11 protein-coding genes are annotated in these 15,573 nt (G+C 50.9%); all 11 read left to right on the plus strand.

Annotated elements, in window-relative coordinates:
- The first annotated feature begins 248 nt into the window (after positions 1 to 248).
- The 11 genes from yaaA (at position 249) to KB236_09755 (ending at position 15,424) form a co-directional block, all read left to right on the plus strand.
- On the plus strand, positions 249 to 476 hold the full coding sequence (gene yaaA / locus KB236_09705; GenBank protein UIF28798.1) for a S4 domain-containing protein YaaA: 228 nt from the start codon (positions 249 to 251) through the stop codon (positions 474 to 476).
- Complete coding sequence (gene recF, locus KB236_09710; protein ID UIF28799.1) at positions 476 to 1,630, plus strand: DNA replication/repair protein RecF; 1,155 nt, start codon at positions 476 to 478, stop codon at positions 1,628 to 1,630. Before yaaA ends, recF begins: the two co-directional genes overlap by 1 nt.
- 3 nt (positions 1,631 to 1,633) lie before the next feature.
- A complete protein-coding gene (gene gyrB / locus KB236_09715) occupies positions 1,634 to 3,580 on the plus strand; it encodes a DNA topoisomerase (ATP-hydrolyzing) subunit B (protein UIF28800.1) in 1,947 nt (648 codons plus the stop codon).
- 21 nt (positions 3,581 to 3,601) lie between these two features.
- The gene (gene gyrA / locus KB236_09720) at positions 3,602 to 6,142 is read left to right on the plus strand and encodes a DNA gyrase subunit A (protein ID UIF28801.1); all 2,541 of its coding nucleotides are present in this window, start codon (positions 3,602 to 3,604) and stop codon (positions 6,140 to 6,142) included.
- A gap of 178 nt (positions 6,143 to 6,320) precedes the next feature.
- Positions 6,321 to 9,089, plus strand: a complete 2,769-nt coding sequence (locus tag KB236_09725) for a BspA family leucine-rich repeat surface protein (GenBank protein UIF28802.1) — start codon at positions 6,321 to 6,323, stop codon at positions 9,087 to 9,089.
- A 344-nt stretch (positions 9,090 to 9,433) separates the two neighbouring features.
- Positions 9,434 to 11,404 (plus strand): BspA family leucine-rich repeat surface protein, encoded by a 1,971-nt coding sequence (locus KB236_09730; protein UIF28803.1) that lies wholly within the window; start codon positions 9,434 to 9,436, stop codon positions 11,402 to 11,404.
- A gap of 328 nt (positions 11,405 to 11,732) precedes the next feature.
- On the plus strand, positions 11,733 to 12,587 hold the full coding sequence (locus KB236_09735; protein ID UIF28804.1) for a helix-turn-helix domain-containing protein: 855 nt from the start codon (positions 11,733 to 11,735) through the stop codon (positions 12,585 to 12,587).
- Between the two features lie 376 nt (positions 12,588 to 12,963).
- Positions 12,964 to 13,260 (plus strand): 30S ribosomal protein S6, encoded by a 297-nt coding sequence (gene rpsF / locus KB236_09740; protein ID UIF28805.1) that lies wholly within the window; start codon positions 12,964 to 12,966, stop codon positions 13,258 to 13,260.
- Positions 13,261 to 13,301: 41 nt separating this feature from the next.
- Entirely contained in the window at positions 13,302 to 13,868 is a 567-nt protein-coding gene (gene ssb / locus KB236_09745; protein ID UIF28806.1) for a single-stranded DNA-binding protein, read from the plus strand.
- Positions 13,869 to 13,896: 28 nt separating this feature from the next.
- Entirely contained in the window at positions 13,897 to 14,133 is a 237-nt protein-coding gene (gene rpsR, locus KB236_09750; protein UIF28807.1) for a 30S ribosomal protein S18, read from the plus strand.
- A gap of 181 nt (positions 14,134 to 14,314) precedes the next feature.
- Positions 14,315 to 15,424, plus strand: a complete 1,110-nt coding sequence (locus KB236_09755) for a glycerol dehydrogenase (protein ID UIF28808.1) — start codon at positions 14,315 to 14,317, stop codon at positions 15,422 to 15,424.
- Positions 15,425 to 15,573: the final 149 nt, after the last annotated feature.

Below are 15,573 nucleotides of genomic sequence, written 5' to 3' on the forward strand. Positions count from 1 at the left end.
CGGGCTAATTGCGTGCGCATATGCTTCGTGATTTTCATAAATTTCCAAAATTGACTGAAAAAAGGCTTGAAAAAACAAAAAAATCGATATAAGGCCGTTATTTTTGGATTAGAGCAAATTTACCGACTTTTTACCAAAAATATCAAGAATGGCTTAGATCGGCTGAGAACGCAAAAATCAAGCAGTTAAACTGTACTTTTCCCTAAAATGCGGTATAATATAAGAGAAGAATACTAAGGGGTGAAATTGTGAAAAAAGAAGTTTTCATTGAGACGCCCTACATTACTTTAGGCCAGTTACTCAAGGAAGAATCCATTATCAGTACTGGCGGTCAAGCCAAATGGTATTTGCGGGAAAATACCGTCAATATCAATGACGAGCCGGACAACCGGCGGGGCCGCAAGCTGTATCCTGGTGATACGGTGGAAGTACCTGATACAGGATTATTTTTTATACGCTCAAAGCAGGGTGAATAATGTATTTGCAAGAGTTGCAGCTGCGGCATTTTCGGAACTATACCAGTGCTGATCTCACGTTAGGTCCTGGGATCAACGTTTTATTGGGCGAAAATGCACAGGGCAAGACCAATCTATTAGAGGCCATCTACGTGCTTGCGTTGACGCGCAGCCACCGCACGGCCAATGATCACGATCTCGTGAACTGGCAGGCCAAGACGGCCAAGGTCAGTGGCCGCGTGGTCAAGGCCGTGGGGACGGTACCACTAGAATTAACGTTCTCGCGTCAAGGAAAGCGCGCCAAAGTGAATCACCTTGAGCAGGCGCGACTGTCACAGTATGTCGGGCAGCTCAATGTGATTTTGTTTGCACCGGAAGATCTCGCCATCGTCAAGGGCGCCCCAACTGTTCGGCGGCGCTTCATGGACATGGAGTTTGGCCAGATGAATCCGCGCTACCTGTACAATCTGAGCCAGTATCGGACGCTACTGAAGCAGCGCAACCGCTACCTCAAGGATTTACAGCATAAGCAAAATCGTGACCTGTTGTTTCTGTCGGTGTTATCCGACCAACTGGCCGCGTATGGCGCGGAGATTATTGCCCAGCGGCTGCGCATGCTACATAAGCTGGAGCACTGGGCACAGGCGATTCATGCCGAGATCTCCCAGCAAAAAGAGATGTTGACGTTTCACTATGCGACCCAGGTTCCCGAGGACCAACTGACGAACCCGGAGACCATTTGTGCGGCGTTGACGAAGCTCTATCAGGAGCACCAAGAAAAGGAGCTGTACCGCGGTACCACGTTGGTTGGACCGCACCGTGACAACCTGCACTTTCGGGTAAACGAGAAGAACGTGCAGACGTTTGGCTCTCAGGGGCAACAGCGGACCACGGCGTTAAGCGTGAAGCTCGCCGAGATTGACCTGATGAAAGAAGAGACCGGTGAATATCCGGTCTTATTACTTGATGACGTGCTTTCTGAATTGGATGATGCCCGACAGACCCATCTGCTCAAGGCCATTCAGGATAAGGTACAGACGTTTATTACCACCACCAGTCTGAGCGGGATTACCCGCCAGCTGATCAAGGACCCGACCATTTTTCACGTGGACAATGGGACCGTGGTGGCCGATGGATCGGCCGCAAGTGGCGATCCGGCAACAAAGGAGGATTAATCAGTGGCTGAAAAAGAACACGAAACTAAGGCGGAACAAGCCAGAGAATACGATGCCAGCCAAATTCAGGTCCTAGAAGGTCTGGAAGCGGTGCGGAAACGGCCTGGGATGTACATTGGCTCGACGAGTGCCCAAGGTCTCCATCACCTGGTTTGGGAAATTGTGGATAACGGGATCGATGAAGCCTTAGCGGGCTTTGCGGATACCATTCACGTCACGGTTGAAAAGGACAACAGTATTACCGTTACGGATAACGGCCGGGGGATTCCGGTCGACATCCAAAAGAAGACGGGGAAGCCCGCTCTGGAAACGGTCTACACGATCCTGCACGCCGGCGGTAAGTTCGGCGGTGGCGGCTACAAGGTCTCCGGTGGCCTGCACGGTGTTGGGGCGTCCGTCGTTAACGCGCTGTCCACCCACTTGGAAGTCCAAGTCATTCGTGGCGGCAAACGTTACGGGATTACCTTTGAACGCGGCCACGTGAAGAAGCCAATGTACGTGATGGAAGAGGGACTGGATCCAGATCGTCACGGGACGATCGTCCACTTCCTGCCGGACCCAGACATTTTCCGGGAAACGACGACGTTTGATATCAAGACGTTGACGACCCGGGTTCGCGAACTGGCCTTCCTGAACAAGGGCTTGCGGATTACTATCCGTGATGAACGGCCGGAAACGCCAACCGAGGACGACTTCCACTATGAAGGTGGGATTCGGCACTACGTTGACTATTTAAACGAAAATAAAACCACGCTCTTCGAACCGCCAATCTACGTCGAGGGGGAAGAAAACGGGATTACCGTGGAAGTGGCCCTGCAATACACGGACGACTACCACAACAATCTGTTGACCTTCACCAACAACATTCACACCTATGAAGGTGGGACGCACGAGGAAGGGTTCAAACGGGCCTTAACGCGGGTCGTCAATGATTACGCGCGCCAAAATAAATTGATGAAAGATAACGAGCCCAACCTGACCGGGGATGATGTCCGTGAAGGGATGACGGCCGTAGTTTCCGTTAAGCATCCGAATCCGCAATTCGAAGGCCAAACCAAGACCAAGTTGGGAAACTCCGATGCTCGGACCGCCGTGGACCATACGTTTGCGGATCATTTCATGCGGTATCTGATGGAACATCCCGACATTGCCCGCAAGGTTGTGGACAAGGGGACGTTGGCCTCCAAGGCTCGAGTTGCGGCGAAACGCGCCCGGGAAGTCACCCGGAAGAAGAGTGGGTTGGAAATATCCAACCTGCCCGGGAAATTGGCCGATAATACGTCCAAGGACCCGGCCATTTCTGAACTGTTCATCGTCGAAGGGGACTCCGCCGGTGGTTCTGCCAAGCAGGGCCGTTCGCGGTTGACGCAAGCCATCCTACCAATTCGGGGGAAGATTTTAAACGTCGAAAAGGCCTCGATGGACCGGATCTTAGCGAACGAAGAAATTCGGTCGATGTTTACGGCGATGGGGACTGGCTTCGGTTCCGACTTTGATGTGTCAAAGGCTAATTACCACAAGCTGATCATCATGACCGATGCCGATGTCGACGGCGCCCACATTCGGACGCTCCTGTTGACGCTGATTTACCGCTACATGCGGCCATTATTGGATGCCGGGTACGTGTACATCGCTTGCCCACCGTTATACCGGGTGCGGCAAGGGAAGATGCAACGTTACCTGGATTCCGACGATGAATTGAAGGAATTGTTGGGCCAATTGCCACCCGCACCGAAGCCGCAGATTCAACGGTACAAGGGGCTGGGGGAAATGGATGCCGAACAGCTCTGGGAAACGACCATGAAGCCGGAAAATCGGCGCCTCTTGCGCGTCGACGCTAAGGACGCCATCAACGCGGACCAAGTATTTAGCATGTTGATGGGCGACAAGGTTGCGCCTCGACGGGAATTCATCGAGGACAATGCCACCTTCGCCGAGTTGGATGTTTAGTGAAGAACGGAGGGTAAAAATTTGGCTGATCAAGATTACAATATAGGTCGGATTACCGACGTTGACCTTTCACAAACCATGCGAACCTCCTTCTTGGACTACGCGATGAGTGTGATTGTGCAACGGGCACTACCGGACGTGCGGGATGGCTTGAAGCCAGTCCACCGCCGGATTTTATACGATATGCACGAACTCGGGATTACCCCCGATAAGCCATTCCGGAAGTCTGCCCGGATGGTCGGGGACGTCCTCGGGAAATACCATCCACACGGGGACTCCGCCGTGTACGAATCCATGGTGCGGATGGCGCAAGACTTCTCGTATCGCTACATGTTAGTGGACGGTCACGGGAACTTTGGGTCCGTCGATGGTGACGGGGCCGCTGCCATGCGGTATACCGAAGCGCGGTTGAGTAAGATCGCGATGGAAATGCTGCGCGACATTAATAAAGACACGATTGATTTTCAAGATAACTACGATGGGTCCGAACGCGAACCCGTTGTGCTGCCATCACGGTTCCCGAACCTGTTAGTCAACGGGGCTTCCGGGATCGCCGTGGGGATGGCGACGAATATTCCGCCACATAACCTGACGGAAGTCATCAGTGCCCTACACATCTTGATGAAGAACCCCGATGCCAGTCTGGCTGAGTTGATGGAGGTCTTACCAGGCCCCGACTTCCCAACCGGGGGGATCGTGATGGGTAAGGCTGCTATTCGCCGGGCTTACGAGACCGGGAAGGGCACCATTACCTTACGGGCGAAAGTTGATATCGAAGAGGAAAAGAACGGCAAGCAACGGATCGTGGCCACGGAAATTCCGTACATGGTCAACAAGGCTAAGTTAATTGAACGGATTGCCGAATTGGCCCGCGACAAGCGGATCGAAGGCATTACCGACGTTAACGATGAAACCGACCGGACCGGGATGCGGATTGTGATTGACGTGCGGCGCGATGCCAGTGCCGAAGTGATTCTAAACAACCTCTACAAGATGACGCTCATGCAGACCTCGTTTGGGATTAACATGTTGGCCATTGTCAACGGGGCTCCTAAGGTTCTGGGCTTGAAGGCCATTCTGCAGTACTACTTGGACTTCCAATTGGAAGTTATCCAACGCCGGACCAAGTTTGAGCTGAAGAAGGCCGAAGCCAGAGCGCACATCCTGGAAGGATTGCGGATCGCCCTCGACCACATCGACGCCATCATCACCATCATTCGGCAGTCCCAGACCGCCGAAGTGGCGAAGAATGAATTGATGACGCGCTACAGCTTGTCGGACAAGCAATCGCAGGCCATCTTGGACATGCGGTTAGTTCGTCTGACCGGTTTGGAACGCGAAAAGGTCGAAAAAGAATACAACGACGTGATGGCGAACATCAAGGACTACAAGGATATCTTGGCCTCCAAGGAACGCCAACAGACCATCATTTATGATGAATTGATGGAAATTCAAAACAAGTTCGGGGATGCTCGCCGGACCGAATTAATGGTCGGTGAAGTGTTGAGTCTAGAAGACGAAGACCTCATTGCCGAAGAGGACGTCGTGGTCTCTCTGACCCATAATGGCTATATTAAGCGGTTACCAACGTCCGAATTCAAGGCGCAAAACCGTGGGGGTAAAGGGGTTCAAGGCATGGGCGTTCATGAAGATGACTTCATCGAACACCTCGTGGCAACCTCAACCCATGATATGCTGCTGTTCTTTACCAACACCGGGAAGGTCTACCGAATGAAGGGGTATGAAATCCCTGAATACGGGCGGACGGCCAAGGGAATCCCCGTGATTAACTTGCTGGGGATTAACAATAATGAACACGTTCAAGCGGTCATTAACGTGGCTAATCCGGGCGAAAACGCCGACCAAGACCTCTTCTTTACTACGGTTCAGGGGACGGTCAAACGGACGCCGGTTGATGAATTTGCCAACATCCGGAGTAACGGACTGAAGGCCATTAACCTCAAGGAAGACGATGAGTTGATTGACGTGGCCATTATTAGTGGCGAGGCCAACATGATTATCGGGACGCACTTGGGGTACGCCGTTAGCTTCGCGGCTAAGGACGTACGGTCGATGGGCCGTTCAGCAACTGGGGTGCGCGGGATTCGCCTACGTGACAACGACTTTGTCATTGGCGCCAGCGTGCTTCAGCCGGATAGTCGAGTGTTTGTCATTTCCGAAAAGGGTTATGGCAAGCAGACGCCGGCTAGCGAGTACCCAATCAAGGGCCGTGGCGGTAAGGGAATTAAGACCGTCAACGTGACCGAGAAGAACGGACCGTTGGCAGGCCTGACCACCTTAGATGGCGACGAGGATATCATGCTGGTCACCAACAAGGGGGTCATGATTCGCTTTAGCGGTAGTGACGTTTCCGAGACGGGTCGGGCAACCTTAGGGGTTCACCTGATTCGGTTAGGGGATGACACCGCTGTAGCCACCATGGCCAAGGTCGATAAGGAAGACGACAGCGATGAGGCGGATAAGACCGATGCGGCGAGTGAAGACGCGCCGGCAACGGATGCCACACCAGCTACGACAGATTCCGATGCACCACAAGCTTAAGTTAAATGTCAGCGAACTAGTCTTGTCCAAGTGGGCAGGGCTAGTTTTTTTGTGTCCAGCGATAGGCGGTGAATATAATTTAAATTGTAAACGATTTTAGTGGTATTCTGGTTGTTCAGTGACTATACTTGGTCTAGACCATAATTTTCGACAATAACTTAAGTTGGAGGAGAAAAACGTGAAAGGACTAGGGACGTTCCAGGAACAACAGCGGATGGTGGTTATGCTAAAGATGGGGCTGATTCTGAGCCTAGCAGCAGTGGGAGTGATGACGTGGTCGCAGCCAGTACGGGCCGAATCGACAACCAAGGATAAACCGATAGCGCAAGTGAAAACGACGAGGGCGGCCAAGTCGGCGGCTACGGACATGAGTGGGGTCTCCGGAACTTGTTCATGGAAGATTGAATATAGCGTGCTAACGATTAGTTCGGGGACGTTGGGGAGAAACGCGAGATGGCCAAAGGATAAGATTACCGAGATCGAATTTACCGGTCGTGTGGTTCTCCCCGAAGAGTCATATACGTTATTTGCTAACTTTCCCCGTTTACAAGTCGTGATTGGGACGGCTAACGTGGATACCAGTCACGTGACGAACATGAGCAGTATGTTTTATGACGATAAGCAATTGGGGGCGCTGGATCTTCGGAGTTGGGATGTCAGTCATGTTGAGCGTATGTCAGATATGTTTGAGCGTACGGAGGAGCTAGAGAATTTACAAGTGGGTACTTGGGATACGTCGCGGTTGACGCAAGCGGACGACATGTTTGGTTACTGCGGCGCGCGGGCCCTCGACTTACGCCATTGGAATGTAGCAAGAGTTGAGAGCATGAGTCTTATGTTTTATAGTATGTTTAACTTAGTCAGCTTGAACCTGAGCGGCTGGCATCCGGTTAATAATACGTCGATGTTTTGGATGTTTGGCGAAGATGACAATTTAAGATATTTACAGCTAGGTAATCGGTGGGACACCAGTCAGGTCACGGATCTCAGTGGTGTTTTCATGCATACCCGAATCGAGAGCTTGGATTTACACACGTGGGATGTCCGCAAGGTGACCACGATGAGACAGCTGTTCTGGCGTTGCTACTGGCTAGATCATATCAACCTCTCTGGCTGGCAGACGACTAGTTTACGAGATTTGGCACTGACGTTTCGGGGTGCGCCTACCCGGTATTTAGATATTGCAAACTGGGACGTCCATCAAGTGACGACGATGGAACAGATGTTGGGGCAAAGCGGTGCTCAATATTTGGACTTGCATAAGTGGGATGTTCGCAACGTCGTCGATTTCGAGCAAGTCTTTGCGGAAAGTGACCTTAAGAGTTTAAACATTAGTGGTTGGCAAACGCCACGTGCGGCCTCAATGAATGCGATGTTTTGGAACACCAAGGTTAGGTATCTAGATTTGGCTGGTTTTGACATGAGTCATTTAGACTATAATAATAGCTATCAGTATTGGGGCAAACGAGTGGAGAGGATGCTCGGCAGCATGCCGAACTTGTCCTCGTTAACGTTGGGACCGAAAGTCAAATTAAAGAGTGACGATGGCGCGACGACTGGATTAGGCATGACGGAGGAAAACTACCCGAGCACCCCTCACGCTAACGACTTCTGGCACGCCATCGGCTCAGGAACGGCGGATCATCCGTTGGGACCGCAGTTAACGGTGCCGGAATTAGAAGAACACTATACGCCGGCGATGGCCGGAACCTACGTCCGGGAGGTGCCGAGTGCGCCCGTAACCGTGAATTATATCGATGCTACAACTAACGAGGCTATTCGACCAGCGAAAGAATTGCGGGGGATCATCGATAAAGACTACACGATTAAGCCGGACTTGGAGGGCTACCGATTTGAGTACGCGACGGGCTCATTAACGGGGACGTTTGCACGAGAAGGCCGTGAAGTGACGCTTTATTTTGTGAAGAAGGGGAGTAATTTAGGCATCGTTAGGGTTCGCTACCACAATGCAAATTGGGGAGGATGGCTAAAACCGGACCAAATTTTAGTGGGAAAGATTGGGCAACGGTTTGTGGTCGAGGCGCCAGAGTTTGACGGCTTTTATCTCGACACGGAGTTGCCACAAGACGGCCGCTTCACTGCGCAACCACAGCTGATTGAGCTGACGTATCGCCTCCTGGGGCAGGTAACGGTGAACTACGTTGATGAGAAGAACAAGGTGCTCCACCCTGCACAGATGTTTGAAGGCAAGCCAGGAACACCGTATCGTACGGAACAATTCATGACGGGAATAGCGGCCGACTTGGCGGGATACACGCTAATCAATACAATTGGTCTGCCAGGTAGTTATAGTGAGGATGACGGGGAGGAAGTCACGCTGATTTTTAGCCAGGAGAGCGCAGTGACGCCAGGGCCAAACCCAAACCCAAACCCAAACCCAAACCCAAACCCAAACCCAAACCCAAACCCAAACCCAAACCCAGAACCTACGCCCGATCCGGGGCCGACGACGCCCCCAGCACCGACCCCGACTCCGACCCCGGAACCGAATCCAGGTCCGGGACCAACACCGAGCCCTAATCCGGCGCCTCAGCCGACACCTAATCCAGAACCAATACCGACCCCGGAGCCCAAGCCCCAACCGGCACCCAGTCCAAGACCGGCACCGGCGCCAGGGACAGAGCAACCGACGGCGCCAGTCGCAGTGGTCACAAACGGTGGGGATGGTGATCGGATTCAGGAAGCGTCTCGGCCAATGGCACAAGCCAATGGCGCGGCTGATCTGGGAGAGCCAGGACCATCAATGACGAAGCATCTTAGTCGTCAGCGTCGACAACCGCAAACTAGGGCGCCCAAGCGCAGTGTTTCTCGGCGTCACAAGGCGACCTTACCGGCAACTGGTGAGCAACGTCAGACTATGGCTGTCCTTTTGGGTAACTTACTCGTGTTGGGACTGAGCTGGCGATGGTGGCGGAAGCGGCCATAAGAGCTGTTATGAAAGGCGAAATGTAAAAATAATCGTAAAGGGAATTTACTAATTGATGAATTCCCTTTTTTTCGTGGCTTAGTTGTGAGGAGTTGGTTGGCCACAACGTCCAAGCTAATTTAATTATCGGTTGATAACGTTGCGAGAATGTGTACAATCGGCGTTTTGTAAGGTGGCTTTCATAACGGAATCATTTATCGGTTATACTTTTATTTCATTTCACCAATAATTATAGAAATGAAAATAGATGTTAATTGTTAAGCAGTATAGACAGTCTGCTAAATGTGTCCTATACTATAGTCAGACAGATATTGAGAAGTGTTACACATGAAAGGGGTAGCGTCATGCTTAACAAGTTGGGGAGTAAATCGAAACAAAAGTTGACGACTTTAGCCATTTTGGGTGTTATCGCTGGCGTGGGATACCAAGTTGACACGGCGCAAGCGGATACGCAGCCAGGGAATGATAATAATGCTGAACAGGAAAATACGCAGGTGGCACCAGCGGCTAATGATGTACAAGCACAAGAAGCTTCGCTCAAGAGTTCACAAGAAGACAATAATCCGGTATCTACTGAGGAAGCCAATACTGGCACACAGGATGTAATACCGGGCGAGAATCAGACGTCAGAGCCACCAGCTGCTCCGTCAAATGATGGGACGCCGCCTGTTCATAAGAATGGAGACGGCTTTGTTAAGGGCGATGACAATGTTGACCCCGCCCCAGAGACACTGGCAGTAAATACTCCGGGACAAGTCCAAACAGAAACTGAATCAGAAACGCCGACGTCTGGACAAGAGCCTAATAATCCAGCACCTGCAAAGGGGCCCAACATGAATATAAAAAGGTTAGCTAAAGAAGTCGCGGCTCCCACAGTTCAAACCGGTACCTGGGGAACGAGTACCTGGACGTTGGACAACCAAGGTGTTATGACCATTGGGGCCGGGACGTTGGGATCGGCGGCCGAGATGGACAGTGTGAAGGGCAACGTCACACAGGTTGTGTTCGGTGATAAGGTTGTTCTGCCTTGGAATTGTCGGGAGATGTTTTATGATTGGAATAAGGTTAAATCTTATGAGGGCCTGGACAACGTAGATGCGTCTAAAGTCAACTTAATGACGAGTATGTTTGCCTTTAACTTTGCGCTGGAAAGCATTGATCTCAGTAGCTGGAACATGGCCAACGTTAATAACATGCTAGCCATGTTCCAAGGCCCCAATAACGAGCCAGAGTTTTCGTTGGGCGGCGAACAATACATGCATTTGACCAGTGTTAAATTAGGTAATAGTTGGGGCAAGAGCAGTCCTAATCTATCCGCCTTGTTTGAAGGTGACCAGTTATTGACGTCTGCGGATGTTGAAAATTGGAACGTTAGCAAGACGAGTATGATGGCGAATATGTTCCGGGGGACGGGCTTTACGTCATTAGACCTTAGCAATTGGCAATTGCGGGCGGGGGTTCAGACCATTCGGATGTTTGCCGATATGCCTAATTTGACTAGTCTTAATTTGGGAACCATGAACTTTACGGGGCTTGTGTCTGGTTTGGTGGAGCATGATACGAACCTCACGACGCTTGACTTAACGAATGTGACGTCAAAATTTGTAACGGATGCCTTAAACGGAACAACTGGGCTTAAGGTTTTAACCTTAGGTGAGAAGACGAACTTGGTTAACGTTGGCTACCCTGGATTCGAGTACGACGTTGCCCTTCCCGAAATCACACCATCCGCTGATTACACTGGTCTCTGGCAGTTTGTCGGCACCGGGACGGTCGACCAGCCCAATGGCCCAACTTACACGGCCGCTGAATTGATGGCGACTTACGATGGCGCCACGATGGCGGGGACTTACGTTTGGCAGAAGGCTGAAAAGACGCCAGAACCTGATACGGATACGGGAAATACCACAAATCCGACAAATCCAGACCCAACAACGCCGGACACGACCAGCCCGACAACGCCAGACACGGATACCAACGTTGATGATGGTGCTGTCGATGTTGTTACCGGTGGTGACGGGGCCACGATTGACGGCGGAGACGCCGATATGGTAAGTCCAGCGAAGAAGACGACGCCAAGAGCCATTAAGCAGGCGACTACACGGACAGCAACGAAGGCCGCACCAACCGTCGCCTTGGCGAAGACGCATCAGCAAGCCTCAGCGACAAAACTCGCGGAACCAGCCACGCGGCAACAGAGTCAAGAGGCCACGTTGCCACAAACCGACGAACAATCAACGGGCTGGCTGGCAACCATTGCCGGTGTACTGGGCTTGAGTTTTCTGGGATTGAATTGGTTCAAACGGCAAAACTAACTTGGGTAATCAGGAATGAAGGATCGTTCAACTTGCGTTGGGCGGTCCTTTTTAAATTGCGATGATTCTGTTAGTCTATTAACCCATATTTTGCGGCGGTATACAACCCCTATTTTAGTCGTTTAGCCGTAAGCTGAATGGGGAAACGATAAGGTAAAACGTTATTATAGGGGCTTGGTACGGCTAAATATAAATACCACAATTCAAAATATTTAAATAATTGTATATAGTTAAAAGTATTTACTTTATTTGGTGGATCTGGTAAGCTCAACTCAACATCGAATTTGGTGAGTTGCTGGGCGCTTTTTATGGGGAGGATTTTTAGGCCATGACGACGACTATCTCGGATTTTACGACGACGGTGACACGACTAGGACACCTTTTGCAGGTTCGGCGTCAGGCAGTGGGGATGCCTCCGGCCGTGTTAGCCGCGGGCATTTGCGCGCAATCCATGATTACGCAAATCGAACAGGGGACGGAAATTCCCAATGCCATTCTGTTGGCCCGGTTATGTGATCGGTTAGGGTTGCCATTGGCACAGGGGCTTAAGCAGAACTATCCGATTCGGCGCCTTCCCATATTTAGCCGCAAGGTCCACCGACTCTATGCGCAACGCAAATTTGCGGAGCTGATGGCCTACATGGAGAAGCCGGAGAAGGTGAAGGTTTTGAAAACGGACGAGGACTTGAAAACGTACTATTACTACTACAGTTGTGCAGTTTATCAGGCAACGCAGGACACGGCGACGGCTTTACGCAACTTACATACGGCCCGGACCATGATGATACCCCAACGGCCCAATCGTTATCGAACGCTGGAACTTTTAATCATGGCAATGGAAAACAGCCTACAGGCGCTAATCACGAATAAGCCTGATTTCAGTGTGTTTGATGATCTTTTGCGAATTATTCGGGAGAAACGCTTGCTGGAGGTCAATGAAAATATCGGAATTATTTATAATCAGTATGCGCGAACTTGCTTGGCATTAAATCAGCCTGAGCGGGCGATTCCAGTACTCATTGAAGGCATTAAGTGGACAGTCGCCCAGAACTCGCAGTATTTATTACTAGACGACTACTATCTGCTGGTTCAAGCCTACGCGGGAACCCAACCGGTAGCGTCAGCAGCAAAAGAAGTGGCGACGACGTTCAAGCCAGCTGCCGATCAGGGGGAATTGTCATGATGAGTGAATGGGCAGCCATCCAAGAAACGTTATTTTTGATGAATGATGGTCTACCGCGGGATGCGCTGAAGGCGGAAGATACGGCAACGCAATCAGCAGGATCCGCCAAGAAAGGTAATTAGACCCCAGCCTGTCGCGGTTTGGTCGTGCTACACATGACCGAAAGTTAATTAATTTTAAAAAAATAAAAAATTTAACGCCTTTTTGCGGAGTTAAGGAGTGTAACATCAGGCAGCGCTAGTCGGTCGGCCCCGATTTGCCTAACTAAATGTTTTATGCTATACTACTAGCTTGTGAGTATCTGGCTTTCGCTAGAGTCTCTCCTTGCTCCCGCATTGCAGCGGGGGCCTGAAGTCCATAAGGAGGTGTAACATTCATGGAAACTACTAAATACGAAATTACCTACATCATTCGTCCAGACCTTGACGATGCCGCAAAGACCGCTTTGGTTGAACGCTTCGACAAGTTGCTTAAGGATAACGGTGCTGACATCCTTGATTCAAAGGATTGGTCCAAGCGTCGTTTTGCTTACGAAATTGGCGGTTTTAACGAAGGTATCTACCACGTTATCACGTTAAACGCTAATGACGATGCAGCCTTGAACGAATTTGACCGTTTATCCAAGATCAATGACAGTATCTTACGTCACATGATCGTTAAGCGCGAAGACTAATTTGACTTTAAACTTTTAATTTTGAGAGGAGTTATTCAGCAATGATCAACCGAGTAGTACTAACTGGCCGACTGACACGGGATGTTGACTTACGATACACCCAAGGCGGTGCTGCTGTTGCCACGTTTACCTTGGCCGTTGATCGGCGGTTCACCAACAAATCTGGTGAACGGGAAGCTGATTTCATAAGTTGTGTCATCTGGCGCAAGTCCGCGGAAAACTTTGCGAACTTCTTCCACAAGGGTTCCCTTGTTGGGATTGAAGGTCGGATTCAAACCCGGAATTATGAAAATCAACAAGGCCAACGGGTTTACGTTACCGAAGTTGTTGTCGAGGACTTTTCATTCCTCGAACCACGTTCTCGCAACGCGAACAACAATGCCGGTAACAACAACTACGGCGGTAACCCAGCGAATAATGCTCCTCAACAGAATCAGAATCAAAATGCCAATCCATTTACGAGTGGGAACCCGTCCTCGACGGCCCCAGCGCAAAATTCGAATCCGGCAGCGAACAACAACGGCAACAATGCTGGGAACAACTCAGCTGATCCGTTTGCGAACACTGGCGATTCAATTGACATTTCCGATGATGATTTACCGTTCTAAACACTAAAATACGAGGAGGGAATTTCTCATGGCAGGACAACGTCGTGGCGGCCGTCGCCGTCGTAAGGTTGACTTTATTGCAGCCAACCACATCGAATACATTGATTACAAGGATACTGACTTATTACGTCGGTTCATCTCCGAACGGGGTAAGATTTTACCACGCCGGGTAACTGGTACTAGTGCCAAGAACCAACGGAAGTTAACTATTGCTATCAAGCGTTCACGGATCATGGGCTTAATGCCATTCGTTAGCGAAGAGTAGTCGATTAAGGACTGACACTTAGGTGTTGGTCCTTTTTTTTGGCCAAAATTTAAAAACGCAACTAAATTCGTTAGTTGCGCCCAGCCACTACCCCAATTCCCAATTAAATAAGTATTTAGCTTAGCTTCTGGCCCGTTTTCAGTAGACTGAAGGTATCAACTTAACATTGGAGGTCTAGGAAATGATTACTGCTTTTGCAAGTCCCTCGACGTATGTTCAGGGAGATCGGCTGTTGCCTCACGCCGCGCGGTATATCGTGCCGTTTGGGGATCATGGGCTCATAATTGCTGATGACATTGTTTGGGAGTTGATTGGTGGGCAGTTCTATCAGAACTTGACGGCAGATGGATTGAAGATTGAACACGTTCATTTCAATGGTGAAAGTTCGCCGGAAGAGATCGCGCGGATTCAGGCCATTGGGCAGGAAAAAGACGCCAAGTTCGTGATTGCCCTGGGCTGTGGTAAGACCAATGACACGACCAAGGCCGTTGGCGACAAGCTACACGTGCCGGTGGTCATCGTGCCAACCTTGGCATCTAACGACTCACCCTGCACGCGCCTGAGCGTCCTGTACTCGGCCAACGGGGAGTTTCTCAAGTATCAATTCTACGATAAGAATCCCGATCTCGTGTTGGTCGATTCGACCGTGATTGCCGGTGCGCCGGTACGGTTCTTAATCGATGGCATTGCCGATGCCCTGTCGACCAACGTCGAGGCCCAGACGGTTGCCCGAGCCCGCGCGACCACGTTACTGCCGCTACAGACGGATCAGACGGCGGCCGGCATTGCGCTAGCGGAGAAATGCGAAGATCTACTCTTTAAATACACGCAACAGGCCGTTTCCGCCGCGGCCAACCACGTGGTGACGCCGGCGCTCGCCCACATTATCGAGGCCAATATTTTGTTGAGTGGGGTCGGCGCCGAAAGCTCTGGTCTGGCCGCGGCTCATAGCTTTCAAAACGGTTTAACCGCACTGTCGGGAGACGTTCATCGCCTCTCACACGGGCAGAAAGTCGCCTTTGGGACGCTAGTGAACCTAGTACTCGAGGGGGCCAGCGACGATCAATTCCAGCGTTATCTGGAGTTTGAAGCCAATCTGGGGCTCCCGACCACGCTAGCGGACCTGCATTTGGACGAGGCGACCGATGACGATCTCATGAAGGTAGCCAAACTCACCGTCCAACCCGGCGAAACGATTCACAACATGGGCTTTGCCGTGACAGCCCGCGACGTCTTCTGTGCGATCAAGGCGACCGATGAGCTCTCCCGCCAAATCTTACGCCAATTCTAAATCGTTATCCCAATTTTAGCTGATTTATCGGTCTAATTTAGAAGTCGCTGGTCACTTGCCAGCGACTTCTTTAGATCACGGCTTATTTCTGTCACTGCACCCATCCTATCCCTGAAACTGAGGAAGTCTTCCTCAGTTTAACGGAAATA

This window comes from Levilactobacillus brevis (genome assembly GCA_021383565.1).
GTDB lineage: Bacteria > Bacillota > Bacilli > Lactobacillales > Lactobacillaceae > Levilactobacillus > Levilactobacillus brevis_B.

What these genes read in the sequence shown, in the direction of transcription:
- recF (UIF28799.1), top strand. Translation starts at nt 476, where the DNA reads ATGTATTTGCAAGAGTTGCAGCTGCGGCATTTTCGGAACTATACCAGT.
- KB236_09730 (UIF28803.1), top strand. Translation starts at nt 9,434, where the DNA reads ATGCTTAACAAGTTGGGGAGTAAATCGAAACAAAAGTTGACGACTTTA.
- KB236_09735 (UIF28804.1), top strand. Translation starts at nt 11,733, where the DNA reads ATGACGACGACTATCTCGGATTTTACGACGACGGTGACACGACTAGGA.
- rpsF (UIF28805.1), top strand. Translation starts at nt 12,964, where the DNA reads ATGGAAACTACTAAATACGAAATTACCTACATCATTCGTCCAGACCTT.
- ssb (UIF28806.1), top strand. Translation starts at nt 13,302, where the DNA reads ATGATCAACCGAGTAGTACTAACTGGCCGACTGACACGGGATGTTGAC.
- rpsR (UIF28807.1), top strand. Translation starts at nt 13,897, where the DNA reads ATGGCAGGACAACGTCGTGGCGGCCGTCGCCGTCGTAAGGTTGACTTT.
- KB236_09755 (UIF28808.1), top strand. Translation starts at nt 14,315, where the DNA reads ATGATTACTGCTTTTGCAAGTCCCTCGACGTATGTTCAGGGAGATCGG.